Source organism: Bradyrhizobium ottawaense, from assembly GCF_900099825.1.
In the GTDB taxonomy this organism is placed as follows: Bacteria; Pseudomonadota; Alphaproteobacteria; order Rhizobiales; family Xanthobacteraceae; genus Bradyrhizobium; species Bradyrhizobium ottawaense_A.
Map to the genome: position 1 here is coordinate 4,280,389 of NZ_LT629693.1, position 25,292 is coordinate 4,305,680.

The window sequence follows — 25,292 nt, forward strand, 5'->3', positions numbered from 1 at the left end:
GCCGCGACGGCTCGCGCTATCCTGCCTGATACAGCCCCTTCTCCCGCGCCTGGCGGATCGCCAGTGCGGCCATCAGATCGAGCATCGGCGTCGAAAGTCCGGCGGCGCGCGCGAACGCGGCGGGTGCGCGGACCAGCACGTCGATCTCCATGGCGCGGCCGAGCTCGTAATCCTGCAGGATCGACGGCTTGTGGTCCGGCGCGGGGCCGGTGCGGCTGACGCGCTTGACCTCGGGGAAACAGGTTTGCGCGATGCTGTTGGCCTCGTCGAGCAGGCGCGGGATGACCTCGGCCAGCGAAGGATCGTCGCGGACCCCGCGTGCGGTCTGCCCGGTCAGCGAACACAGCACCGACATCGACATGTTGGTCAGGAGTTTCGACCAGATCGTTTCCCTGATCTGCGGCACCTCCGGCGATTCGATTCTGGCCTCGTTCAGCGCCGCGCGCAGCTTTGCAATCCGATCGCCGGCGCGGTCGTCGCATTCGCCGATCAAGAGCCGGTTGCGCTCGGGCGAGAGGTTGGCGGCGATGCCGGGCGCAACGATTTCGTTGGAGGAAAAGATCACGCCGCCGATGATGCGTTCCCTGGGGATCGCGGCGCGCAGCCGTCCGCCGGGATCGAGAAAGCCGAGATCAGGCACCGGCGGATGCTTGGGGGAGAGTCCGATATCGTACCACCAGGGAATGCCGTTCTGCGCGAACACGACGGAAGTGTCGTCGCGCAGCAGCGGCTGAAGGCCGGTGGCGAGGCTGGCCACGCCAGTCGCCTTCAATGTGCTGATCACGACATCCTGTGCCCCGAGCGCTGCCGGGTCGTCGGATGCTTTCACGTTGGCCTTGAACGCGGCGTCCCCGACCCGAAGCGTCAGGCCGTTGGTCTTTGCCGCGTCGAGATGCGGGCCCCGCATCACGCAGGAGACATCGTGTCCCGCCAGCGCCAGCCGCACCGCTATGTGGCTGCCGACGGCGCCCGCACCGAAAACGCAGATACGCATGGAGTTGAGGTCCTGCTGAAGGGATTGACGTGTAAGGCGCCACTTTCCACAAGCTTGCGCCGCAGCGCAACCACTGAAGCGGTTCGAGCTTGCCGCGAGGCGGAAAGTGATGGATCAAGGTCGGCGATATCAGGCATATTGCCCGGCAAACAAACGCAAGAAAACGAAAGGAAACGCCGATGAGCGCCAATCCGGTCCTGTGGAGCCTCAGCGAAAACGGTGTCGGCACGGTCACGCTCAATCGCCCCGAGGTGAACAATGCCTACGATGCCGGCCTGATCAACGGCGTGCTCGCGGCGATGGACGATCTGGGCGGCAAGCCAAATCTTCGCGTCGTGGTGCTGAAGGGCAACGGCAGGCATTTTCAGGCCGGCGCCGACCTGAAATGGATCAACGGTGTGCGGCCGAAATCGGTCGAAGAGAACGAGGTGGTGTCGCGGGCGACGTTCGAGGCGGTGCAGCGGCTCAATACCTTGCCGATCCCGACGGTAGCGCTGGTGCAGGGCGGCTGCTTCGGCGGCGGCACCGGTGTGATTTCGGCCTGCGACGTCGTGATCGCGGCCGACAATGCGCTGTTCTCGATCACCGAAGTGCGCTGGGGGCTGACGGCTGCGATCATCATCCCGCAGCTCTGCGACGCCATTGGCGTGCGCCAGGTCCGCCGCTACGCACTAACCGGCGAGCGCTTTGGCGCGGAAGACGCGCGCCGCATCGGCCTGGTGCATGAGGTGGTGCCGCTGGCCGACCTCGAGGCCGCAGGCGCCAGGGTCGTTGAACAATTGCTCGCCAACGGTCCCGCTGCGATGGCCGAGACCAAGGCGCTGGCGCTGGAAAGTTCGTTCGGCGGCATGAGCGTCGACGATGACGCCTATGCGCGGCTGGTCAAAATGCATTCGGCGCGCCGGCAGACTGCGGAGGCGTCGGAGGGACTGGCGTCGTTTGCGGAGAAGCGCGCGGCGAACTGGAAGTAGTATTCCGCGACGCCACGAGGACAGGAGCTGCCATTTGTCTTTCAAACGCATTGCCATTGCCGGGCTGGGCGAGATCGGCAAGACCGTGGCGCGCAAGCTGGCGCAGGGGCTGCCGGGTCTCGTGCTGTCGGGTATCGCCACGCGAGACCGAGCCAAGGCGCAGGCCTGGCTCGATCGCGAAGGCATTTCCTGTTCGCTGGTCGCGCTCGATGAGCTGCCTGAACATGCCGACCTCGTGGTCGAATGCGCGCCGGCAGCTATCCTCGATCAGATCTGCCGGCCGATGCTGAACGCGGGCAAGCAGGTCATGGTGCTGAGCGCCAGTGCGTTGCTGCCGCGCCACGATCTGATCGAACTGGCGCGTGCGCACGGCGGCCGGATCATCGTGCCGACCGGCGCCCTGATCGGCTTCGACGCGGTCTCGGCCGCCGCCGAAGGCACGATCAGCTCGGTGCAGATGATCACGCGCAAGCCGCCCAACGGCTTGGCCGGCGCGCCTTATCTGGTCGCCAACGGAATCTCGATGGATGGATTGAAGTCCGCGCTGTGCGTATTCAAAGGCTCGGCCCGCGATGCCGCAGCGGCGTTCCCGGCCAATGTCAACGTGGTCGCGGCGCTGTCGCTGGCCGGCATCGGTCCCGATCGCACCACGATCGAGATCTGGGCCGATCCGGCGGTGACGCGCAACTGTCATCAGATCAAGGTCGAATCCGACTCGGCGAATTTTACGATGGCGATCGAGAACATCCCCTCGGAGAATCCGAAAACCGGCCGCATCACCGCACTCTCGGCGATCGCTGCATTGCGCAAGCTCGGCTCGCCGCTGCAGGTCGGGACTTAACCGTCAAGGAAACCGCAATTTGCCTCTCAAAACCGTCACCGAACCCGCGCGCCAGATCCCGCTCTATGGCGAATACGAAGTCGTCGTGCTCGGCGGCGGGCCCGCGGGGATTGCGGCGGCGGTTGCGGCCGCCCGGGCCGGCCGCCGCACGCTGCTGATCGAACGCTACGGCTTTCTCGGCGGCATGGGCACGGCGGCCGGTGTGACGAACTTTTGCGGCCTTCATGCCAATGTCTACGGTGAGGCGCATCGGGTGGTGCAGGGCGTGGCCTCCGATCTGCTTGCTCGGATCGACCGGCTCGGCGGGCTCAATGCGCCGCATTTGATTCTGGGCAAGATTTTCGCGCAGGCCTATGACACCGCGGCCTATAAGATCGCGGCTGACGATCTCCTGGCCGCGCACAAGGTCGATATTCTCTTTCATGCGCTCGGTGCCGGCGTGGTGATGGAGGACGACAGGCGCATCAATGTGCTGATGGTTGAAACCAAGGCCGGCCGGCAGGCGGTACGCGCGGGCATCTTCATCGACTGCTCCGGCGACGGCGATCTCGCGGCCTGGGCTGGCGCGCCGTTCGAGGTCGGCGACAATGCCGGCAGCATGCTTTTTCCTTCCATGATGCTCCGTCTCAACGGCATCGACCCGGAGAAGGCGGGCGACGCCTGGCGGACGATTCCCGCGTTGATGGAAAAGGCGGAAGCCGCAGGTACCCATAAGTTTCCGCGCAAGGGTGCGATCGTGCGGCCGCAAAAATCAGGAATTGAGTGGCGGGTGAATTTTACCCAATTGGCCCGCGAGGACGGCAGCGCGGTCAATGGCCTCGATCCGGACCAGATGACCCGCGGCGAAATCGAGGGCCGCCGCCAGGCGGTGCAGGCGTTCGAGTTCCTGCGCACGGTGCCTGGTTTCGAGAAATCCTACATCGTCGATTTGCCGCCGCAGCTCGGCATCCGCGAAACCCGCCGCGTGGTCGGCGGCTACATGCTCTCGGGGGAGGACGTGCTGGGCTGCGCCTCGTTCGAGGATTCCATCGGCGTCAATGGCTGGCCGATGGAGCAGCATGTCGCCGGCGACGTGGTCTTCAAGTTCCCGCCGATCCCGGAATCGCGCGGGTTCAACGAATTGCCCTATCGCATGCTGGTTCCCGAAGGCGTCGACAATCTGCTGATGGCCGGCCGCTGCGCCTCGATGACCCATGACGGCCAGTCGGCGGCGCGGGTTTCCGGTGCCTGTTTCGCGATGGGGGAGGCGGTGGGCGCCGCGGCGGATCTGGCGCTGTCCGGCAATACGATTCCGCGCGACATTGCGGTGGAAAAGTTGCAACAAACGTTGAAACAACAGGGCGCCTTCATCGGGCGGGACCAGCGCGTGCCCGATGGGCTATAGGTTTTTTGCGGAGGGAACGGAATGAGACGGTTTGCACGGCTCGCGGTGGCGGGTTTGTTGGCGATTGTCGTTGGCGGGATCGCCCGGGCCGATGACGCGCTGAAGGCCAAGGTCGGCGTGCTCCGGCTGTCGTCGTCGGCGCCGGTGTTCATCGCGCAGGACAAGGGTTACTTCCGCGAGGCCGGGCTCGATATCGAACTGAAATTCTTCGACGCGGCGCAGCCGATCGCGGTGGCGACGACCTCGGGCGACGTCGATTTCGGCATCACGGCATTTACGGCCGGGCTCTATAATCTCGCGGGCAAGGGCACGCTAAAGGTGATCGGCGGCATGAGCCGCGAAAAGGCCGGCTATCCCCTGATCGGCTATTTCGCCAGCAACAATGCCTATGCGGCCGGCCTGAAGACACCGAAGGATCTCGCCGGCAAGCGGATCGCGGTGACGCAGGTCGGCTCCAGCTTCCATTATTCGCTGGGTCTGCTCGCCGACAAATACGGTTTCAAGCTCGCGGACGTAAAGGTGCTGCCGCTGCAGTCGCTGTCGAATGCCGCCGCCGCCCTGAAGGGCGAGACCGTCGATGCGGCGCTGCTGCCGGTCTCGACCGCGCGCACGCTGATCGATTCCGGCGGCGCCAAGTTTCTTGGCTGGGTCGGCGACGAAACGCCGTGGCAACTGGGTGCGGTGTTCGCCTCGCCGAAGACGCTGACCCATGGCGCGCTGGTGACGAAGCTCTTGGCCGCGCTGGTGCGCGCCGATCGCGAATACCACGATGTGGTGCTGGCGTCCGTCAAGGACGGCAAGGCCGACATCAACGACAAGACCAGGCCGTTGCTCGAGATCATCGCGAAATACACCAACCTCCCGGTCGAGCAGGTGGTCGGCAATTGCGCCTATGTCGATCCCGACGGCAAGCTCGACGTCAAGAACGTCGGCAACCAGATCGCCTGGCTGCAGGAGCAGGGGTTCGTCGACAAGGGATTTTCGGCGGATGCGATCGTCGCCAAGGAATATGTGAAGGCGGATTGATCTTACCTCTCCCGCTTGCGGGGAGGTCGACGCACGCGATAGCGTGCGGCGGGTGGGGGAAGGTCTCTCCACTCGGCGAGCCGTGGCGGGGAGAGACCCCCACCCCAACCCTCCCCCGCAAGCGGGAGAGGGGGCGCAGCGGAGCAAGGTTTGAGAAACAGGAACCGATGGACCTGATCGCCGACCATATCAGTCACCGTTTCGGCACGCTCGAGGTGCTGGACAAGGTGTCGTTCCAGGTCGCCTCGGGCGAGGTGGTCGCGATCGTCGGTCCTTCCGGCTGCGGCAAGAGCACGCTGCTGTCGATCCTTGGCGGTCTGCTGCGGCCGAACGGAGGGCAGGCTGACCTGCGCGGCGCACCGCCGGCCGACAGCCTCAATCCGCTGACCTTCGTGTTCCAGGATTTTGCGCTGCTGCCCTGGTGCACGGTAGCGGAGAACGTCGAGTTTCCGCTGGTGCATACGGCGCTGGACGTTGCCGCGCGCGGCGCCGTCGTCGACGACGCGCTGCGCCGGACCGGATTGTCCGATTTCCGCGGCGCCTATCCCAAGCAATTGTCGGGCGGCATGCGCCAGCGCGTCGGCATCGCGCGGGCGCTCGCGGTTAAGCCCGCGATCCTGTTGATGGACGAGCCGCTGTCGGCGCTGGATTCGCAGACCCGCGAATTGCTGATGGAGGATTTCATCCGCCTGCTCGCCGACGGCGGGATGGCCGCGGTCTATGTCACGCATAATCTGGAAGAAGCCGTGCGGCTTGCCGATCGCATCGTGGTGCTGTCGCGCCGTCCCGGCCGCGTTCGCGAGGTCGTGACCATCCCGATGACCCGCGACGAGCGCGGCGGCATCGATGCGCGCGGCAAGCTGATCGGATTGCAGAACGAGCTGTGGTCGTTGATCCGCGAAGAGGCGATCGACGCCGAGCGCGAGGTCCAGCATGCTTGACCGCGCGGCATCGCAGCAAGCAGGACCGGACGAGCAGCAAACGCGGCCGGTCGCCTTTCGCGGCGCCGGCTTCACGCCGCGCGCGGGCCGAGCTTCGGGCTGGATCGCGCTGGCGCTGGTGATTGCGTTCTGGCAGTTGGCCGGCAGCGCCGGTTGGGTCAATCCGCTGTTCCTGCCGGCACCGTCGGCGATTGCGGTCGCCATCTACAAGCTCGCGCTATCAGGCGCGCTCTGGCAGCATCTGTCGTGGTCGATCATGCGGATCGGATCCGGCTGGGTGCTCGGCACCACAGCCGGCGTCATCGTCGGCTTCGCGATCGGACTCTCGACCCTGGCGCGCGGTGTTGGCATCACCTTCATCTCGGCGCTGTTTCCGATTCCGAAGATTGCACTGCTGCCGCTGCTGATTCTCTGGCTCGGGATCGGCGAGGAGCCGAAGATCGCGACCATTGCGCTCGGCGTGTTCTTCTCCACCGCGATCTCGGTCTATAGCGGCGTCGATGCGGTGCCGCGCAACCTGATCCGGATGGCGCAGAGCTTTAATGTGCCGTTCCACGCCATTGTGACCCGGGTGATCTGGCCTGGCGCGATGCCCTCGATCCTCGCGGGATTCCGCATCACGGCCTCGGTCGCGCTGCTGCTCGTGGTCAGCGCCGAGATGATCGGCGCCCAATACGGCATCGGCGCCTTCGTGCTGCAGGCCGGCAACCTGATGCAGACCGATCAGCTCCTCGCCGGTGTCGTGATCCTGTCGCTGTTCGGGCTGGCGGTGAGCCGGTTGATCAACTGGCTGGAAGCGCGGTTGCTGCACTGGCGGTAGGGCGTCGGTTGTCATTCCGGGGCGATGCAAAGCATCGAACCCGGAATCTCGAGATTCCGGGTCTGGTGCTGCGCACCATCCCGGAATGACGACGGAAACGACCATCACGCGTTGCCGCGGTCCTCGCGGAACAGATCCAGCTTCTGCTGCACCGGGCGGTCGGAGAAGCTGAACAGCACTGAATCGACCTCCGCCTCGTGGGTGACCCATTGCCAGCTCGGCACCACGAACAGGTCGCGCGCGCCCCACTCGAAGGTCTGATCGCCGACCCTTGTGCGGCCCTTGCCTTCGATAGCGGCGAACACGGTCGCATCGGTCGAGCGATAGCGCGCGGTTTTAAAGCCCTTCGGCAGCATCTGGATGAAGGTGCCGATGGTCGGCATCGCAAAATCGCCGGTTTCCGGATTGGAGAATTTCAGCTTCAGCCCGTGGCAGGCGTCCCATTCGTTGCGGGTCTTGGCCTGCTCCAGCGCCTCGCGGGTGTAGCTGTAGGGATAGTTGAAGATCGGTGACGTCTTCGATTTTCGCTTCTCGTCGACCGGCAGCAGATTGTGCCCGTAGCGGGCAAAGCTGTCGCCGGCGGGACGGGTGATCTTCTGCTGGTCCTCGTTGGAGCCTTCGGCAAACGACGCGTCGAAGAACTGCACCATCGGAATGTCGAGGCCGTCGAGCCAGAACATCGGCTCGGACGTTTCGTTGGAATGGTCGTGCCAGGTCATCGACGGCGTGATCACGAAGTCGCCGGGCTCCATCAAGGTGCGCTCGCCGTCGACTGCGGTTGCGGCACCCTTGCCTTCGAGCACAAACCTCAATGCCGACTGGCTGTGCCGGTGCGCCGGCGCGACGTCGCCGGGGACGACCATCTGCACGCCCGCAAACAGCGAGGTGGTGATTTTCGATTGCCCGCGCAAACCGGGATTTTCCAGCACCAGCACCCGCCGCTCGGCTTCCTTGGCGGTGATCAGCTTGCCGGCTTCGGTCATGTAGTCGCGGATCGCGTCGAACTTCCACAAGTGAGGCCGGCAGGCAGAGCGCGGCTCAGGCGTGATCAGGTCGCCCATCACGTTCCACAGCGCGGAGAGATTTTCGCCGTCGATCTTCTTGTAGAACGCCTCGCGTTCCGGGGTCTTCTGCACGGCTTCCATGTCAGCCTCCCGCCATTCTTGTGGGTCGATTTATTGACAGCATACTGACAATATGGATAGCGTCAATCACGCCATCAGCGGCAAACGACAAATTTACCGGGAGGTTCCGATGAAGCTGCACGGCTATTTCCGCAGTGCCGCGGCATACCGGGTCAGGATCGCACTCAATCTGAAGGGGATGCAGCCTGAGCACCTCGCCCATCACCTTCGCAAGGGGGAGCAATGCGCGCCGGCCTATCTCGCGATCAATCCGCAGGGTCTGGTGCCGGCGCTGGAGAGCGACACCGGCGCGATCCTCACCCAATCGCTTGCCATTGTCGAATGGCTGGATGAGACCCATCCAGAACCGCCGCTGTTGCCGAAGGACCCGCTGCGCCGCGCCAAAGTCCGCGCCTTCGCCATGGCACTCGCCTGCGACACCCACCCGGTGCAAAATCTGAAAGTGTTGAACCGGCTTCGCCAGCTCGGAATATCAGAAGAGAAGGTGACGGAGTGGGCGGCCTGGGCCAACCGCGAGGGGCTGGGCGCCTGCGAAGCCCTGATCGCGGACGAGCCGGGGCCGTTCTGTTTCGGGCCAACGCCTGGTATGGCCGATCTGTCGCTGGTGCCGCAGCTCGGCAATGCGCGCCGCTTCGGTGTCGACGTCTCGGCCTATCCGCGCTTGCTCAAGGCCGAGGCCGCGGCCAAGGAGATGAAGGCGTTCGCCGACGCCGCGCCGGACAGGCAGCCCGATGCCGAGTAAGCCCGCGCCCGCACCCAAGGTACCCGTTACCAAGGCCGCGCCCATCACGATGGATGCGGTCTACACCGCGCCGGGCTATCTGTTCCGGCGGATGCAGCAGATCGCGGTCGCGATCTTTGTCGAGGAATGCCGGGCGTTCGACCTGACGCCGGTGCAATACGCCGCCCTGGTGGCGATCCACACCCATCCCGGGATCGATGCGACGCGGCTGTCCGCGGTGATCGCCTTCGACCGCTCCACGCTCGGCAATGTGATCGAACGGCTGGAGACCAAGACCCTGATCGAGCGCAAGCCGGCGCGCGAGGACAAGCGCGTCAAGCTGCTCTATCTCACCAAGGCGGGCACCGCCCTGCTGCGCGAGATCATGGTGGCGGTCGAGAAGGCGCAGGCGCGGATGCTGCAGCCACTGAAGCCGGCCGACCGCAAGACGCTGCTGGCGCTGCTGACGCAGCTGGTCGATCTCAACAACGAGGCGTCGCGGGTGCCGCTGCGCGCCGAAGACGCGCTCGAACATCTGGGAAAGTCGGGCTGATGGACGTGCGACCGGTATTGATCGCTGGCGGCGGCATCGGCGGGCTGGCCACGGCGCTGGGCCTGGCGCAAAAGGGCATCCGCTCGATCCTGCTGGAGAAGGCTTCCAGCCTCGGCGAAATTGGCGCCGGCATCCAGCTCGGGCCCAATGCGTTTCATGCCTTCGACTATCTCGGCGTCGGTGAGGCGGCGCGCGGCATGGCGGTTTATATCGACCAGCTCCGGCTGATGGATGCAATGACCGCCGAGGAGATCACCCATGTCGATCTGCGCGAGGCGTTTCGCGCACGCTTCGGCAACCCTTACGCGGTCGTGCATCGCGGCGACCTGCATGGCGTTTTCTTAAGGGCCTGCCAGAACCACGAACTGATCGAATTGCGCGTGAGCAGCGAGGTCATCGGCTACGATCAGGACGGATCGTCGGTGACGGCGCGGCTGGCGAATGGCGAGCGCGTCGCGGGCCGGCTCTTGATCGGCGCCGACGGACTGTGGTCGAACGTTCGCAAGCAGGTCATCGCAGATGGCCCGCCGCGGGTGTCCGGTCATACGACCTACCGCTCGGTGATTCCGACCGAACAGATGCCGGAAGATTTGCGCTGGAACGCGGCGACGCTGTGGGCGGGCCCGAAATGCCACATCGTGCATTATCCGCTGTCGGGCTGGAAGGTGTTCAACCTCGTCGTCACCTATCACAACGATGCGCCGGAGCCGGTGGCGGGCAAGCCGGTTTCCGACGAGGAAGTCATGCAGGGCTTTGGCCACGTGCATGAGCGTGCGCGCGAGATCATCCGGCACGGCAAGAACTGGCGGCTATGGGTGCTGTGCGACCGCGATCCCGTCGAGCGCTGGATCGATGGCCGCGTCGCGCTGCTCGGCGATGCCGCGCATCCGATGCTGCAATATTTCGCGCAAGGCGCCTGCCAGGCGATGGAAGACGCGGTCTGTCTGTCGCATATGCTGTCGCATCATGACGATCAGGCCGCAGCGCTTGAAGCCTATCGCGCGCAACGCTTTCCGCGCACCGCCCGGGTGCAGATGCTGTCGCGCGCGATCGGCGAGCACATCTATCACCCGTCCGGCGAGCACGCCCGCATCCGCAACGCGATCATGCGCGGCAAGTCGCAGGAGGATTATCTTGGCGATCTGACCTGGCTCTATGGCGGGACGGGGCTGGCGGGGTAGCACCGCCGTCGTCCCGGGCTTGACCCGGGATCCATACGCCGTGGCCGCGGTTGTCGGAAAAGAAAGACAACGACTATCGAGCAAACGATTGGCGCCGGTGGCTATGGGTCCCCCTGAGTTCACAAACGAAGTGCAACACTTCCGATTGGAGGTGTTGCCATGGGGCGGAGTTACGGACAGCTTTCGCTGGAAGATCGATGCGAGATTGCCCGGCTTTCTGCCAATGGCAGCTCGGTCCGGCAAATCGCGGCAGCTCTGGATCGCTCGCCATCAACGATCTCTCGGGAACTGAAGCGCAATCGCGGCGCCCAGGTGGGGTACAAACCCGGCTACGCCCAGCAGCAGACCAAAGCGCGGCGCTGGAAGGGCCCGCGCCTGGAACGCGATGAGAGCTTGCGAGCCGCCGTCCTTGAGCGGCTCGCGAGCGGATGGTCGCCCGAGCAGATCGCCGGCCGGCTCAAGCACGAGCAGCGGCGCAAGGTGATCTCCTATGAGAGCATCTATCGCTTCATCTACGCCCAGCTTGCCCGCACCAGAGACTACCGTTGGCGGCACTATCTGCCCCGTGGCAAAAGCAAGCGCGGCTGCCGGGGCAGGAAGGGCGGAGGCTCGCCAAACTTCATTGAAGGCCGTGTTCCGGTGGCAAAACGGCCGATCGAGGTCTCCACTCGCCAGACCTGCGGTCACTGGGAAGCCGACCTGATGATGTTCTCAAAATACGGGCAGGCCATCCTGACCGTGCATGAGCGCAAGTCCCGCCTCTTGCTGGCGATCCGGCTGGCCAACAAGGCGGCTCACGGCGTCGCCCGCCATCTCGTCAACCTGTTCGGCTCCATGCCGCAACTGCTTCGTCAGACCGTGACCTTCGACAACGGCACCGAGTTCGCTCGTCACCTCGCGTTGCGCAGCCTGGCGATCGAGACCTTCTTCTGTGATCCCTACGCCCCCTGGCAAAAGGGCGGCATCGAGAACGCCATCGGCAGGATGCGCCGCTTCATGCCCCGCAAAACCGACCTCGCAACACTCTCAAACAGCCGATTTCGCAGTCTCGTTGCCGCCTACAACAACACCCCGCGCAAATGCCTTGACTTCAGGACCCCGGCTGAGACCTTTGCCCAAGTGTTGCACTTCGAGTGTGAATCCACCCCCGGCTCAAGGCCGGGACGACACCGGAGCTTGTAATGACGATCACATCTTCATCACGGCTTGCCGATCAATCTTCCCTGTGCCGGTCTTCGGCAACTCCCCGGTGAACGTGATCTCGCGCGGATATTTGTACGGCAACAGTTTTGCCTTGACGTAATCCTGCAGCCGCTTGGTCGCATCGTTAGCGTCGAAACCGCCCTGGTTCATCACCACTACCGCCTTCAGCGTCATGCGACGATCCGGCAGTTCGGCGGCGTAGACCGCGCATTCCCTGATGTCAGGATGTTCGGCGAGGCAGAGTTCCACTTCGAGCGGGTAGACCCATTGGCCGGAGATCTTTATCAGGTCGTCGGCGCGGCCGCGGAAGAAGTGGAAGCCGTCGCTGTCGCGCACGAAGCGGTCGCCGGTGTAGATCCAGCCGCCGTCGCGGATCGTCTCCGCCGATTTGTCGGGCCGGTTCCAGTACAGCGGCGTGTTGGAGTCGCCGCGCACCCACAGGATGCCTTCCTCGTTGTCGCCGACCTCGCGGCCGTCCTTGTCGCGGAGCGCTACTTCGAAGCCGGGAACGCGCAGGCCGGCGGCGCCAAGCTTTTTCTGCTCGGGCCGGTTGGAAAGATAGATGTGCAGCGCTTCGGTCGAGCCGAGCCCCTCGACGATTTCAAGGCCGGTCAGCGTCTTCCAGCCGTTGAAGACGTCCGCCGACAGCACTTCGGCCGCCGACAGCGCCATTCGCAGCGACGAGAAATCGGCCGTCGATGCGCCGTCGGCCTTTGTCAGCGAGGTGTAGAGCGTCGGTAATCCGAAGAAGTGCGACGGCCGATATTTTCCGATCGCCTCGAAGATCGCGGCCGGCTTCGGCTGGCCCGGCAGCAGCAGCGTCGCGGCGCCGACCGAGAACGGGAAGGTGATGGCATTGCCAAACCCATAGGCGAAAAAGATCTTTGGTACCGAGAAACAGATGTCGTCGGCCGTCAGCTTGAGCACATTGCGCGCGAAGGCCTGCTCGCTATAGGCCATGTCGTGCTGCAGATGCACGATGCCCTTGGGGCGGCCGGTCGAGCCCGAGGAGTACATCCAGAACGCCATCTCGTCCCGGCCCGTGTCGGCTTCCGCCAGCTCAGTGGCAAAGCCTTGCAGCCATGGCTCAGCGATCAGCGCCGTGGGCACGGCGTGTTCGCCGGCGGCGCCGTTGACGACGATCAGAGTTTGCAGGGGCGTGTCCTTGCAGGCCTCGGCGTTGAAACGCGATGTGAATTCGGCCTCGGCGACCGCGACGGTCGCGCCGGCATCCGAGAGATAGAACTGCAACAGGTCCGGCGGCGTCAGCGTGTTGATCAGCAGCGGCACGAAGCCCGAACGCACCGCGCCGAAAAAGGCCGCCGGATAGGCCGGCGTATCGTCGAGGAACATCAGGACGCGATCGCCACGCTTCAGGCCCAGCGACTGAAAACCATGCCCCCATCGCGAGGCACTCGCGCAGAGTTCGGCGTAGGTAGTGTTGCCGCAGGGGCCGGTCAGCGCCAGCCGGTCGCCGCGGCCTTCAGCCAGGTTATCGAACAGAATGCGGCTGGCATTGTAGCGCTCGAGAATTGTAAACCCGATTTCGCGCGCGCCGGGATTTTCCCGCGGGACAGCGTCAGTGATCGCCTGCGTCATGACCGGCTCCCGCTTTGCTTCGCGGCCTCGTAGCGCGCCATGAATTGGGGCGACATCGCGCGCAGCCTGATATCGTCGATGCGGCCGGACCGGGTGATATAACTATAGGCGAAATCCATCAGGTCGCGCTTCATGTGTTCGGGGAAATGCTCATACCAGCCGGCGCTGGTGCGCGCCGCCGTCACCAGCTTCTTCACGACCGGTTTGCGCTCGGCCTGATAGCGGGCGAGGGCTGCGGAAATCTCCGTCTCCGCTTCCAGCGCTTTGGTCAGCGCGATCGCGTCCTCGATCGCGAGCCGCGTTCCCGACCCGATCGAGAAATGCGCCGAGTGCAGGGCATCGCCGATCAGCACCATATTCGCGTGCGACCAGTTCTCGTTCCAGATCCAGGGGAAATTGCGCCACACCGATTTGTTCGATACCAGCGGATGGCCGTCGAGCGTATCGGCGAAGATTTCCTCGCAGATCGCCTGCGACTGCTCGATGGTCTTGTGCTCGAAACCGTAGGCCTGCCAGGTCGCCGCGTCGCATTCGACCAGGAAGGTGCTCATGGCGGGCGCATAGCGGTAGTGATGCGCGTTGAACGATCCGAGATCGGTCTTCACGAAGGTCTGCGACAGCGTGGCAAAGCGCTTGGTGGTGCCGTACCAGGCGAACTTGTTGGTCGAGTGCGAGACCGAGGCGTCGAACGCTTTCTCGAAGCCGCGGCGCACCAGCGAATTCAGCCCGTCGGCGGCAACGATCAGGTCGTAACCCCTGAGGTCGTCGACCGATTGGATCGTCGTTTCGTATCGCGGTGTTACGCCGGCCGCGCGCACACGCTGCTGCAGGATGGTCAGCAATTCCAGCCGCCCGATCGACGAAAAGCCGACGCCGTCGATTTCGACGCTTTCACCGCGCAGGTTGAGCGTGATGTTCTTCCAGCTCTCCATCCTTGGCGTAATCGCATCGACCGTCTCGGGGTCGTCGGCACGCAGGAAGTCCAGCGCCTGCTCCGAGAACACCACGCCAAAACCCCAGGTCGCGCCTTCGGGGTTCTGTTCGAACAGGTCGATCACGGCGTCCGGATGACGCCGCTTCCAGAGATAGGCGAAGTAGAGACCTCCGGGGCCTCCGCCGATCACGGCGATGCGCACGTGCTTCCTCCCAATCAATCGACAGTATACTTACTAATTGGGCCACACTAATCCGCGCCGGCAAAATCCGCCAGAGGAAATTATGCGACGGTTGGTATGAAGTTCGGCTCCGATGGACCCGGAACCGAACCCCGGTGGTCGCCTGGCGCCTTCGTTAAACGCAGCGGCGGACCTTGACGCCGCCGACCCAAACCCAGCGGCAAGCAGCCACCGGAGGCCTGCGGACGACCACCGCGCCAGATACATGTCGGGCGTTGATCCGCCGATCCCGATTTCCCGGCGGTGCTAACGGCAGCTTCTATTTCTTCTCCGCCGCCTCCAGCACTTTCTTGCAGGCGGGCGCGAGCTTGTCGGTCTCCTTGGCAAGGCAGGCGATGATCCGCCCGCCGCCGGGGACGACGCTCTTGCAGTATTTCTCGTAGTCGCCCTTGCAGGCGTCGCGCTGCTCGGCGGTCAATTCCTGCGCGAATGCGGTCTGTGAAACGCAAAGCAGAGCGGCTGCGATAAGGATGGCGCGATGCATCGGGATTCCTTTCGTCGTTTAGACCACGTGAGAATCGGCGGAAGCACCTGCTTTATTGCGCCCTGAACTGGGCCAGCACATCCTGACATGCCGGAGAAAGCCGTGCGGCGTTGGTCGCGAGACATTGCACGATCCGGCCGCCACCCGGCGCCACGCCGCCGCAGATCGTGCGGACATCGCCGCCGCAGGCCGAGCGCAGCACGAACAGTTCTTCGCGCGGCCGCAACGGCCGCAGCACGATCACGGCGGGGGCTGCTGGCGCCGCCGTAGCGGCGGGGGCCGCGCCTGCCGCAGCCGGGGCCGCTTCAGCCGCAGGCGCCGCGCCGCCGGTCGCCGCGGCGACCGCCTTCTCGCAACCGGCCGAGAGCTTGGCCCTGTTCTTTTCCAGACACTGCAGCGCCGGTGCGCCGCCGGTCGGCACGCCCGCGCAGACCTTTGGATAGTCGGAGCGGCACGCGCTGCGAATTGCGGAAATCTGCGCGCTGGTCGGCTGCTTCGCCGCTGCGGCTTTCGGCGCTGCCGCCGCCGCTGTCGACGTCTTGGGCGCCGCGGTCTCGGTGGCCGGCGCAGTCTCGGTCTTCTTCTCCGCCGGCGCGGCCTCGGCCTTCGGGGCGGCCGGCGCTTCGACGGCTTTCACCGCGCTCTGACAACCCGGGGCAAGGCTCGACATGTTCTTCTGCAGGCATTGCAGCGAGGCTTCGCCACCCGGCGGAATGCCGGAGCAATGCGCCATGTAATCGGAGCGGCATTCGGACTTGATGACGTCACGCTGCGCCTGGGTCGGTGCCTGCGAGAACGCAGGTGCGGCACTCGCGAAAATTGCGGCCGTCATCACGGCGCCAAGCGTCGCCGCACGTGTCAACGTGTTGATCATTTGAATAAATCCTTGTCGTGTTGCGAAGAGCCGCCGCTTCAGCCGAAAAAAATCATGATGAGCCGGGGGAAATAACTTCCGCACGATATCATTTTCGCTTTCGGGTTCCACTGCAAGCAGATTGTTGTTACTTTTACGGGATGGCGGAACGACGGGTTCTGAACAGAAGGCCTGTTGCAAAACAAACATATTGGGACACGCAAAATGAAGCCTACGCGTTCGCAACATGTCTTCACCGCACCGCGAATGGCCTTGGTCATATTTGCATCCATGGCCTTAAGTGCCTGCGAACAGAATAGTTTTGTTCCGCCGCCGCCACCGAAAGTTGAAGTCGCCGTTCCCTTGCAGCGCCCGATCACGCGCTATCTGGAAGCCACCGGCAATACCGCGCCGATCAAGAATGTCGATCTGGTCGCGCGCGTGCAGGGCGTTCTGCAGGCGATCAATTATCAGGACGGCACCTTCGTCAAGGAAGGCACCACGCTGTTCACGATCGAGCCCGAAACCTACAAACTGAAGCTCGAGCAGGCACAGGCCGCGGAGGCCGGCGCGCAAGCCTCGGTGCGGCAGACCGATGCCGATTTCAAGCGCCAGTCGGATCTGGTGCAGCGGCAGGCGGTCTCGCAAGCAACGCTCGATAATTCGACGTCGGCGCGGGACAACGCGCAGGCAAATCTGCTGCAGGCCGAGGCCAACACCAAGATCGCGGCGGTCAATTACGGTTACACCAACGTCGTTGCGCCGTTCGACGGCATCGTCAGCGCCCATCTCGTCTCGGTCGGCGAACTGGTCGGAGCGGCGTCGCCGACGCAGCTTGCCACCATCGTCGCGCTCGATCCGATCTATGTGAATTTCAACGTCAACGAACAGGATGTGTTGCGGATTCGCGAAGAGGCAAGGCGGCGCGGCATCACGACGAGCGAACTTCGGCAATTGCCGGTCGAGGTCGCATTGCAGACCGAGAGCGGCTTTCTGCATAAGGGCAAGCTCGACTACATTTCGCCAAGCCTCAATCAGTCGACCGGAACGCTCGCCGTGCGCGGTCTGCTGCCCAATCCCGACCGCGTCTTGTTGCCGGGATTTTTTGTCCGCGTTCGCGTTCCCTTTGATGAGCAGCAAGATGCGCTGCTGGTGCCCGATGTCGCGCTCGGCAGCGACCAGGCGGGCCGCTACGTGCTGGTCGTGAACGGCGAAAACGTCGTCGAGCAGCGCAAGGTCCTGACCGGACCGCTGGAAGGCGAATTGCGCGTCATCGAAACCGGGTTGAAACCGGATGATCGCGTCGTCACGTCAGGGTTGTTGCGCGCGATCCCCGGCCAGAAGGTCGATCCGCAACTGCAGAAGATCGAAGTGCCGCCGGCAGCAAAAAAGTAGGTCGGCCATGATTTCGAAATTCTTCATCGAGCGGCCCGTCCTTTCCAACGTCATCGCGATCCTGATGGTCCTGATCGGCGGCGTCTGCCTGTTTCGCCTCGCCGTCGCGCAATACCCGGATATCGTGCCGCCGACGGTGCAGGTTACGACCCGCTATCCCGGTGCCAGCGCCAAGACGGTGATCGATACGGTGGCGCTGCCGATCGAGCAGCAGGTCAATGGCGTCGAGGACATGCTCTACATGCAGTCCTACAGCGGTGCTGACGGCACCTATTCGCTGACGGTCACGTTCAAGATCGGTACCGACCTCAACTTCGCGCAGGTGCTGGTGCAGAACCGGGTGTCGAGCGCGCTGTCGCAGTTGCCGCAATCGGTGCAGAACCAGGGCGTCACGGTCCAGAAAAAGTCGACCGCGATCCTGCTGTTCGTGACGCTGAGTTCGCCGAATTCGACCTATGACAGCCTGTTCCTGAGCAACTACGCCACCATCAACATCAAGGACGAACTGGCGCGGCTGCCCGGGGTCGGCAACGTCACCGTGTTCGGCGCCGGCCAGTACTCGATGCGGGTCTGGCTCGATCCAAACAAGCTGCAGGTGCGCGGACTGATGCCGCAGGACGTCATCCAGTCGATCCAGCAGCAGAGCCAGCAGGTCACGGCGGGCCAGATCGGCGCGCCGCCGACGCCGGCGGGCCAGGCGTTCCAGTACACGCTGAACGTCAACGGGCGGCTCGACGACAAGAGCCAGTTCGAGGATGTCATCGTCAAGACCGGCAACAATGGCGACGTCACCCGCGTGCGCGACGTCGGCTGGGTCGAACTCGGCGCCCAGACCTACAGCCAGGTGTTTTCGCTCAACAACAAGCCGTCGACCGGCATCGGCGTGTTCCAGTCGCCCGGCGCCAACGCGCTCGAGGTCGAGGCCGCGGTCCAGAAAAAGATGGTTGATCTGGCCAAGGCGTTTCCGCAGGACATCACCTACGCCACGCCGTTCGACACCACCAAATTCGTCTCGGAATCGATCAACGAGGTCTACAAGACGCTGATCGAGGCCGGCTTGCTCGTCCTGGTCGTGATCCTGATCTTCCTGCAGGACTGGCGCGCGATGCTGGTGCCGGCAACCACCGTGCCGGTGACGATCATCGGCGCCTTCGCGGCGATGGCAGCCCTCGGCTTCACCGTCAATATCTCGACGCTGTTTGCGATCGTGCTGGCGATCGGCATCGTGGTCGACGACGCCATCGTGGTGGTCGAGGGCGCGGCGCATAGTATCGAGAAGGGCATGTCCGGCCACGATGCCGCGATAGCCGCGATGGATGCGCTGTTCGCGCCGATCGTCGGCATCACGCTGGTGCTGATTTCGGTGTTCCTGCCGTCGGCTTTCCTGCCGGGACTGACCGGAAAGATGTACTCGCAATTCGCGCTGGTGATCGCGGCGACCGCGCTGCTCAGCGCCGTCAATGCCGCTACCCTGAAGCCGACGCAATGCGCGCTGTGGCTGCGCCGGCCGGTGCCGCCCGAGCAGCGCAACTTCTTCTATCGCGGTTTCAACGCGGTCTATAATCGCGTTGAGGCGGGCTATGGCCGCCTGATGGGCCACCTGGTCGCGCACAGCAACCTGTCCGTGATCTTTGCCTTGATCCTGATCGGCATCGCCGGCTACGGCCTGTCGCGGGTTCCGACCGGTTTCATCCCGATCGAGGACCAGGGCTATCTGCTGGTGGCGGTGCAACTTCCCGATGGTGCGGCGCTCGACCGTACCCAGCAGGTGCTCAATCAGGTCAGCGATATCGCCGGCAAGGCGCCGGGCGTCGATCACGTCATCAGCATTGCGGGCATATCGGCGCTGGACGGCTCTTCAAGCCTCGCCAATGCGGGCGTCGCCTATCTGATCCTGAAGGAGTGGAGCGCGCGCGGCCCGGGCCAGGATCTCCGTTCGCTGTTCGTGGGACTGAACGAGAAAATGTCGGTGATATCAGAAGCGCGGATCCTGGTGATTCCGCCGCCGCCGATCCAGGGCATCGGCAATGCCGCAGGCTTTGCCATGCAGCTGCAGCTCCGTGACGGCAATGCCGACTACGGCAAGCTGCAGGCCATCGCCGGCGCCCTCGTTTCCAATGCGCAGACGCAAAGCGCGCTGCAGCGCGTCAGTTCGTCGTTCCGTTCGATGGTGCCGCAATTCGACGTCGAGGTCGACCGGATCAAGACCCAGACGCTGCATGTCACGACCGACCAGATCTTCTCGACCCTGTCGTCCTATCTGGGATCGACCTATGTCAACCAGTTCAACAAGTTCGGCCGCACCTTCCAGGTCTATGCGCAGGCGGATTCGCAATTTCGGCTGACGTCGCGCGAGATCGAAAGGCTGATGGTGCGCAACAGCCAGGGCGACATGGTGCCGCTGGGAACGGTCGCCAAGATCACGCCGTCCGTCGGCCCCTCGCTGATCAGCCTGTACAATCTCTATCCATCCGCAACCGTCATCGGCCTGCCAGCGACGGGCTTCAGCTCCGGCCAGTCGATGACGCTGATGGAGGAGATCGCCGCCAAGACCTTGCCGCCGGGTACCGGTTTCGAGTGGACGGCGATGTCGTACCAGGAGAAGGTGGTCGGCGGCCAGATCTACTATGCGTTCGGCCTTGCCTTGCTGCTGGTCTATCTCGTGCTGGCCGGACAATATGAGAGCTGGTACGCGCCGATCTCCGTCATTCTTGCGGTGCCATTGTCGCTGCTGGGCCCGATGGCGGTGCTGACGGGTTTGCGTATCGAGAACAATCTCTACACCCAGATCGGCATTATTCTGCTGATCGCGCTGTCGGCCAAGAACGCCATCCTGATCGTCGAAGTGGCGCTCGAGCTTCATGTGCGCGATCGCAAGCCGCTGCTTGAATCCGCCGTCGAGGCGGCGCGGGCGCGGTTCCGGCCGATCCTGATGACGTCCTTTGCCTTCATCCTCGGCGTGGTGCCGCTGGTGCTCGCGACCGGCGCCGGCGCCAACGCCCGCAAGTCGATCGGCATCACGGTGTTCTCAGGCATGCTGGCGTCGACCTGCCTGGCGGTGCTGTTCGTGCCGACCCTCTTTGTCGTGATCCAGCGTTTCGAGAACTGGCTCGCCGAGCGCAAGGCGAGGAAGGCGGGTGCGCAGACCGCGCCGCAAGCGCCGGGCACGGTGCATTAGTGGCCACTTCGTAGGGTGGGCAAAGCGTAGCGTGCCCACCGTTAGGCGGCGAGAGGATCCATGGTGGGCACGGCGCGAAGGGCGCCTTTGCCCACCCTACGAATCCAAGAACTACACCTTCACCATCCGCTTGCCGCGGTTCTCGCCGGCGAGCAGACCGATCAGCGCCTTCGGCGTGTTCTCCAGCCCCGCGATCACGTCCTCCTGCACCTTCAATTTGCCGGATGCGACCCAGGACTGCAGGTCGGCCAGGGCCTGATCGCGCTGGTCCATGTAGTCCATCACGATGAAGCCCTGCATGATCAGGCGCTTCACCACGATCAGGCCGGGCACGCCGCGCGGGCCGGTGGCCGACGGCACGCCGTCATATTGCGAGATCGCGCCACAGCAGGCGATGCGGCCGCGGTTGTTCATCAGCGAAAGGCAGGCCTCGAGGATATCGCCGCCAACATTGTCGAAATAGACGTCGATGCCCTTGGGCGCTGCGGCCCGCAGCGCCTTGAAGGTCGCGCCGTCCTTGTAGTCGACCGCGGCGTCGAAACCGAGCTCGGACGTCAGCCAGTGGCATTTGTCCTTGCCGCCGGCGATGCCGATGACGTGGCAGCCCTTGATCTTGGCGATCTGGCCGACGATCGATCCGACCGAGCCGGCGGCCGCCGATACCACGACGGTTTCGCCGGCTTTCGGCTTGCCGACATCCAGCAGTCCGAAATAGGCGGTGAGGCCGGCGATGCCGTAGACGCTGAGCAGGTGCGTCATCGGCTCCATCCTGGGCATCTTGGTCATGTGCTTGGCGGGGACGGCGGCATAATCCTGCCAGCCGGTATCGCCGAACACGATATCGCCGGGCGCAAGCCCGGGTGCTTTCGAGGACACGACTTCCGCGATGCCGCCGCCGGCCATCACCGTATTGGCCTCCACCGCGGCGCGGTAGGTCGCGCCGTGCATCCAGGCCCGGTTGGCGGCATCGAGCGAGATGTAACGCGTCCGCACCAGGACCTCGCCGTCCTTCGGCTCGGGAATGGCGCCCTTGGCCAGTTTGAAATGTTCGGGGCCAAGCTTGCCGGTCGGCTTCTCGACCAGCAGGATCTGGCGATTGACGGTGTCGTTCATGATGTTCTCCCCTCGGCTGATTGTTGTTCTGGCATTTCCGGTGGCAATTGACTGCGCGTGAGGCGGCCATTGCACAGATTGTGCGCTGCATTGAACGCTAGTCGGGGCGCGCGCGTTTCACAACGGGAACATTTTGGCAAGACCGCTGATGACAGCGACAGTGTTGCGTCGGTTGCGAAATCTGCCAAACTCCCGCCTGCCGGAACTTACGGGGGTGAGAAATGTCCAGCAGGTTTACGCAATTCATTTTGATCGCGATGGCGCTCGGCATCGTGATGGGAACATTGGTTTTCAACTATCTGCCCGACAGCCGGGTAGAGATCGCGGCCGACGTAAACCTGATCGCCATGCTGTTCCTGCGCCTGATCAAGATGATCATCGCGCCGCTGGTGTTCGCTACCCTGGTCGGCGGCATCGCGCATATGGGCTCCGGCGCCAAGCTCGGCCGCATCTTCGCCAAGACCATGGGCTGGTTCGTCAGCGCCTCCTTTGTTTCGCTGCTGCTCGGCCTCGTGATGGTCAACCTGCTGCAGCCCGGCGCCAACTTCCCCGGCACGCTGCCCGACAAGGCACAGTCGACCGGCCTGCCGGTCTCGGCCTTCTCGATCGAGAAGTTCCTGACCCATCTGATCCCGACCTCGATTGCGGACGCGATGGCGCAGAATGAAATCCTGCAGATCGTGGTGTTCGCGGTGTTCTTCGCCGTCGCGCTCGGCGCCATGCCGGAGCGGTCGAAGCCGATCATGGGGCTGATCGACGATCTCGCCCATATCATGCTCAAGGTCACCGGCTACGTGATGCTGTTCGCGCCGATCGCGGTGTGGGCGGCGATCATGGCGACGGTGTCGAAGAACGGCCTCGCCGTGCTGTGGAAGCTGATCGTGTTCATGGGCGGCTTCTATGTCTCGCTGATGATCCTGTGGAGCATCCTGGTCGTGGTCGGATTCATCGTGATCGGGCCGAGATACAGCCATCTGCTGCGGCTGATCCGCGAGCCGCTGATGATCGCGTTCTCGACGGCCTCGTCGGAAGCGGCCTATCCGAAGACGCTGGAGGGCCTCAACAAGTTTGGCGCCTCGTCGCGGATTTCCGCCTTCGTGCTGCCGCTCGGCTACTCGTTCAACCTCGACGGCACGATGATGTACTGCACGTTTGCGAGTATCTTCATCGCGCAGACCTACCACATCGAAATGTCGCTCGCGACCCAGCTCGCGATGCTGGCCACGCTGATGATCACCTCGAAGGGCGTCGCCGGCGTGCCGCGCGCGTCCCTCGTCGTGATCGCCTCGACCTTGAGCCAGTTCGGGATTCCGGAGGCCGGCCTGCTGATGATCATGGGTATCGACACGTTCCTCGACATGGGACGCAGCGCCACCAATGTGATCGGCAACTCGCTGGCGACCGCCGTGGTCGCCAAGTGGGAGGGCGAGCTGAAGGCCGAGCACGAGCTTGGGCCCGATGAAGCCGTGCCGTCCGATGCCATCGCCGGTGACGCCGTGCCGGCGCATTGAGGAAGAGATGCATGCATCAGTCCCCGAGGAGAACAGGTAGCAGGCCGATAGGAGCCGTCGGCCTGTTGCTGACAGCCTGCCTGCTGGCAACAGGCGCTTCGGCCCAAACCGCTGATAGCGAGGGGCTTAGCCCCACGCTCGCCAATATCAAGCAGACGCACGTGGTGCGGCTCGGCTATCGCGAGAGCTCGCCGCCGTTCTCGTTCCTCGATCCGTCGAACCGGCCGATCGGTTACAGCCTCGAACTCTGCGAGGCCATCGTCGAAGAGATCGGCATCGAGGTCGACGACGCCAATTTGAAGATCGAATACGTCAAGGTCACCTCGGATGACCGCATCCCGGCCGTGACGCAGAACAAGATCGATCTCGAATGCGGATCGACCACGGCAAATGCCGAACGCGCCAAGCTGGTGGCGTTCTCGCCGCTGATGTTCGTTGCCGGCACCAAGCTGATGGTGCCGAAGGCCTCGACGATCTCGGCGCCGGCGGACCTGAAGGGCAAGACCGTGGTGGTGACGAAAGGCACCACCAACGAGCAGGCGATGCATAATGTCGACAAGAAGTTTTCGCTCGGCCTCAACATCGTGGCGTCACCCGACCATGAGCAATCCTATCAGATGCTGGTGGACGGCAAGGCCGACGCGTTCGCGACCGACGACATCCTGCTTTACGGCCTGATCGCGCGGCACAAGAGCCAGGACAAGTTCAAGGTGACGGGCGAATATCTGTCCTACGATCCCTACGGCATCATGTTTCGCAAGGGCGAGCCGCAACTGACGGCGGTGGTCGAGCGCACCTTCCGCAAGCTCGGTTCGAACCGCGACCTGATTCCGCTCTACAACAAATGGTTCGTCGCGCGGCTGCCGACCGGCGAAAAGCTCAACGTCTCGATCTCGCCGCAGCTCGAAGAGGCCTTCAAGGTGCTCGACGACACGCAAGGAACGAGCAACAACTAGACGAGCGATAAGATGAATGTGCAAAGGCGGGTCTGGGCGCAGCCCAAGCCCGCCGTTTCATGAATCGGCGTTCGGGCCGAAGATGGTGTCCAGCGCCGCACCGTAGGCCGCATCGACCAGCTCGGGGTGGGATTGGTTCAGCGCTTCCATCATGACGCCCGAGTTGATTTCCAGGACCTTCCAGCAGCCGTCGACCATAACGACATCGATCGAGCCGAAGCGCATTTCGATCGATCGCGCAGCCGCCACGGCAATCGCAATGCAGGCCGCGGCCCGCGCTTCACCACAATCGAGAACGACGGCCTGCGCGCCCGCGCCGAGATTGTGACGCCAGTTCAGGGCATGGCGCCGCCCCGCGGGCGGGACCTCGTCGAGCGAAGCCTTGCTGATATCGCCGGCCAGTCCCGACAACACAGCCGATAGCCGTCCGGCCGGGATCGTTGCGATCGCCAGCTCCAGAACCGAGCGCTTGCCGTCGCCGACGACCGACAGCCGGTTCTTGCTGAACACCACGATCGGCCGATCGTCGATCAGGATGACCCGGACTTCATCGTCGATTTCCAGATAGGGCGAAATCGCGAGACTTCTTTCGGAAGAGAAAATCTCGTTCGCTGCGACTTCAAGTTCCGGTTCGGTCCTGACCTTGAACACGGAAATTCCGCCGGTGCCTTCGTTGGGCTTGACGACAATGCCTTGCGGATTCTGCTTCAGCAGATCGAGCATCGCCGTCCACGCTCCGGATGGGGTGATGTATTTGTACATCCGCGGGCTCAGAAACGCGGTGTGCGGAACGCAGGGAATGCCGCAAATTTCCAGAACATCCGCGGTCGCCGCTTTGTCGTTCGCGATGCGATGAGCGACCGCGCTGTTCAGCCCGAGGTCATAGCCAAAGGCGAAGCGCCGCTTCGACCCGCGCGTCATGGCAATGAGCCAGCCTTGCGCTCTCAGTTCGACGTCGATGCCGCGGCTGGCGCAGTATTTTCTGACGGCGCCTACGAAAGCGCGTTCGCCGTTGCTCATGCCTGACTTTCCCGCTCTGCCATCCAGGTGCTTTTTGGAGGTAATTTATTGCCAGATCGACGACGATTTCAGCAAGTTAATTGCGCGTGCGCCGGTAGCGTTAACGGACCTCGATTGAACCTTTCCAGAAAATAAACCGACCGCCATGCGGAGTTCTCGATTGCGCGTCAATGCATCTTGACTATCTGCATGATTGGCGCAATGCACACGTCAAATCGCCAATGATTT

The 25,292-nt window shown here is 63.7% G+C and carries 22 protein-coding genes; 14 read left to right on the forward strand and 8 right to left on the reverse strand.

The features are described from left to right. Positions 1-16 precede the first annotated feature (16 nt). Positions 17-994, reverse strand: a complete 978-nt coding sequence (locus BLR13_RS20025) for a 2-dehydropantoate 2-reductase (protein WP_074820288.1) — start codon at positions 992-994, stop codon at positions 17-19. Between the two features lie 179 nt (positions 995-1,173). On the opposite strand from BLR13_RS20025, the gene BLR13_RS20030 reads away from it, so the two are divergent. The 6 genes from BLR13_RS20030 (at position 1,174) to BLR13_RS20055 (ending at position 6,977) form a co-directional block, all read left to right on the forward strand. Next, the gene (locus BLR13_RS20030; RefSeq protein ID WP_074820285.1) at positions 1,174-1,965 is read left to right on the forward strand and encodes an enoyl-CoA hydratase-related protein; all 792 of its coding nucleotides are present in this window, start codon (positions 1,174-1,176) and stop codon (positions 1,963-1,965) included. Between the two features lie 34 nt (positions 1,966-1,999). Beyond that, positions 2,000-2,806 (forward strand): aspartate dehydrogenase, encoded by an 807-nt coding sequence (locus BLR13_RS20035; RefSeq protein WP_244524904.1) that lies wholly within the window; start codon positions 2,000-2,002, stop codon positions 2,804-2,806. A 19-nt stretch (positions 2,807-2,825) separates the two neighbouring features. Further along, a complete protein-coding gene (locus tag BLR13_RS20040; protein ID WP_074820283.1) occupies positions 2,826-4,190 on the forward strand; it encodes an FAD-dependent oxidoreductase in 1,365 nt (454 codons plus the stop codon). Between the two features lie 21 nt (positions 4,191-4,211). Then, entirely contained in the window at positions 4,212-5,216 is a 1,005-nt protein-coding gene (locus BLR13_RS20045) for an ABC transporter substrate-binding protein (protein ID WP_074820281.1), read from the forward strand. A gap of 167 nt (positions 5,217-5,383) precedes the next feature. Further along, on the forward strand, positions 5,384-6,157 hold the full coding sequence (locus BLR13_RS20050) for an ABC transporter ATP-binding protein (RefSeq protein ID WP_074820279.1): 774 nt from the start codon (positions 5,384-5,386) through the stop codon (positions 6,155-6,157). Beyond that, a complete protein-coding gene (locus BLR13_RS20055) occupies positions 6,150-6,977 on the forward strand; it encodes an ABC transporter permease (protein ID WP_074820277.1) in 828 nt (275 codons plus the stop codon). Before BLR13_RS20050 ends, BLR13_RS20055 begins: the two co-directional genes overlap by 8 nt. A 104-nt stretch (positions 6,978-7,081) precedes the next feature. Here BLR13_RS20055 and gtdA read toward each other — a convergent pair whose 3' ends face one another. Further along, positions 7,082-8,122: a gentisate 1,2-dioxygenase gene (gene gtdA / locus BLR13_RS20060; protein ID WP_074820276.1), complete on the reverse strand. Its 1,041-nt coding sequence runs from the start codon at positions 8,120-8,122 to the stop codon at positions 7,082-7,084. Between the two features lie 109 nt (positions 8,123-8,231). On the opposite strand from gtdA, the gene maiA reads away from it, so the two are divergent. The 4 genes from maiA (at position 8,232) to BLR13_RS20080 (ending at position 11,759) form a co-directional block, all read left to right on the forward strand. After that, entirely contained in the window at positions 8,232-8,864 is a 633-nt protein-coding gene (maiA, locus tag BLR13_RS20065; protein WP_074831308.1) for a maleylacetoacetate isomerase, read from the forward strand. Continuing rightward, complete coding sequence (locus tag BLR13_RS20070; protein WP_074820275.1) at positions 8,854-9,396, forward strand: MarR family winged helix-turn-helix transcriptional regulator; 543 nt, start codon at positions 8,854-8,856, stop codon at positions 9,394-9,396. The genes maiA and BLR13_RS20070 overlap by 11 nt, the downstream gene beginning before the upstream one ends. Next, a complete protein-coding gene (locus BLR13_RS20075; RefSeq protein WP_074820273.1) occupies positions 9,396-10,577 on the forward strand; it encodes a 3-hydroxybenzoate 6-monooxygenase in 1,182 nt (393 codons plus the stop codon). Before BLR13_RS20070 ends, BLR13_RS20075 begins: the two co-directional genes overlap by 1 nt. A gap of 159 nt (positions 10,578-10,736) precedes the next feature. Beyond that, positions 10,737-11,759 (forward strand): IS30 family transposase, encoded by a 1,023-nt coding sequence (locus tag BLR13_RS20080; protein ID WP_074820271.1) that lies wholly within the window; start codon positions 10,737-10,739, stop codon positions 11,757-11,759. A gap of 6 nt (positions 11,760-11,765) precedes the next feature. On the opposite strand, the gene BLR13_RS20085 is transcribed toward BLR13_RS20080, so the two are convergent. The 4 genes from BLR13_RS20085 to BLR13_RS20100 form a co-directional block, all read right to left on the reverse strand. Continuing rightward, complete coding sequence (locus BLR13_RS20085) at positions 11,766-13,379, reverse strand: benzoate-CoA ligase family protein (RefSeq protein WP_074820269.1); 1,614 nt, start codon at positions 13,377-13,379, stop codon at positions 11,766-11,768. Next, positions 13,376-14,515, reverse strand: a complete 1,140-nt coding sequence (locus tag BLR13_RS20090) for an FAD-dependent monooxygenase (RefSeq protein WP_074820267.1) — start codon at positions 14,513-14,515, stop codon at positions 13,376-13,378. Before BLR13_RS20090 ends, BLR13_RS20085 begins: the two co-directional genes overlap by 4 nt. Before the next feature lie 298 nt (positions 14,516-14,813). Continuing rightward, a complete protein-coding gene (locus tag BLR13_RS20095) occupies positions 14,814-15,038 on the reverse strand; it encodes a cysteine rich repeat-containing protein (RefSeq protein ID WP_074820265.1) in 225 nt (74 codons plus the stop codon). Positions 15,039-15,090: 52 nt separating this feature from the next. Then, positions 15,091-15,912 (reverse strand): hypothetical protein, encoded by an 822-nt coding sequence (locus tag BLR13_RS20100; RefSeq protein ID WP_074820263.1) that lies wholly within the window; start codon positions 15,910-15,912, stop codon positions 15,091-15,093. Between the two features lie 246 nt (positions 15,913-16,158). On the opposite strand from BLR13_RS20100, the gene BLR13_RS20105 reads away from it, so the two are divergent. Beyond that, entirely contained in the window at positions 16,159-17,286 is a 1,128-nt protein-coding gene (locus BLR13_RS20105; RefSeq protein ID WP_171945043.1) for an efflux RND transporter periplasmic adaptor subunit, read from the forward strand. A gap of 7 nt (positions 17,287-17,293) precedes the next feature. Continuing rightward, positions 17,294-20,464 (forward strand): efflux RND transporter permease subunit, encoded by a 3,171-nt coding sequence (locus BLR13_RS20110; RefSeq protein ID WP_074820260.1) that lies wholly within the window; start codon positions 17,294-17,296, stop codon positions 20,462-20,464. A gap of 111 nt (positions 20,465-20,575) precedes the next feature. Here BLR13_RS20110 and BLR13_RS20115 read toward each other — a convergent pair whose 3' ends face one another. After that, a complete protein-coding gene (locus BLR13_RS20115; protein ID WP_074820259.1) occupies positions 20,576-21,577 on the reverse strand; it encodes an NADP-dependent oxidoreductase in 1,002 nt (333 codons plus the stop codon). Positions 21,578-21,798: 221 nt separating this feature from the next. Between BLR13_RS20115 and BLR13_RS20120 the strand changes: the two genes are divergently transcribed. Both BLR13_RS20120 and BLR13_RS20125 read left to right on the forward strand, forming a co-directional pair. Further along, positions 21,799-23,088: a dicarboxylate/amino acid:cation symporter gene (locus BLR13_RS20120; RefSeq protein ID WP_074820257.1), complete on the forward strand. Its 1,290-nt coding sequence runs from the start codon at positions 21,799-21,801 to the stop codon at positions 23,086-23,088. A gap of 11 nt (positions 23,089-23,099) precedes the next feature. Continuing rightward, the gene (locus tag BLR13_RS20125) at positions 23,100-24,044 is read left to right on the forward strand and encodes an amino acid ABC transporter substrate-binding protein (RefSeq protein ID WP_074820255.1); all 945 of its coding nucleotides are present in this window, start codon (positions 23,100-23,102) and stop codon (positions 24,042-24,044) included. A 57-nt stretch (positions 24,045-24,101) separates the two neighbouring features. Here BLR13_RS20125 and BLR13_RS20130 read toward each other — a convergent pair whose 3' ends face one another. Continuing rightward, positions 24,102-25,064 (reverse strand): ATP-grasp domain-containing protein, encoded by a 963-nt coding sequence (locus tag BLR13_RS20130; protein ID WP_074820251.1) that lies wholly within the window; start codon positions 25,062-25,064, stop codon positions 24,102-24,104. Positions 25,065-25,292 lie beyond the last annotated feature (228 nt).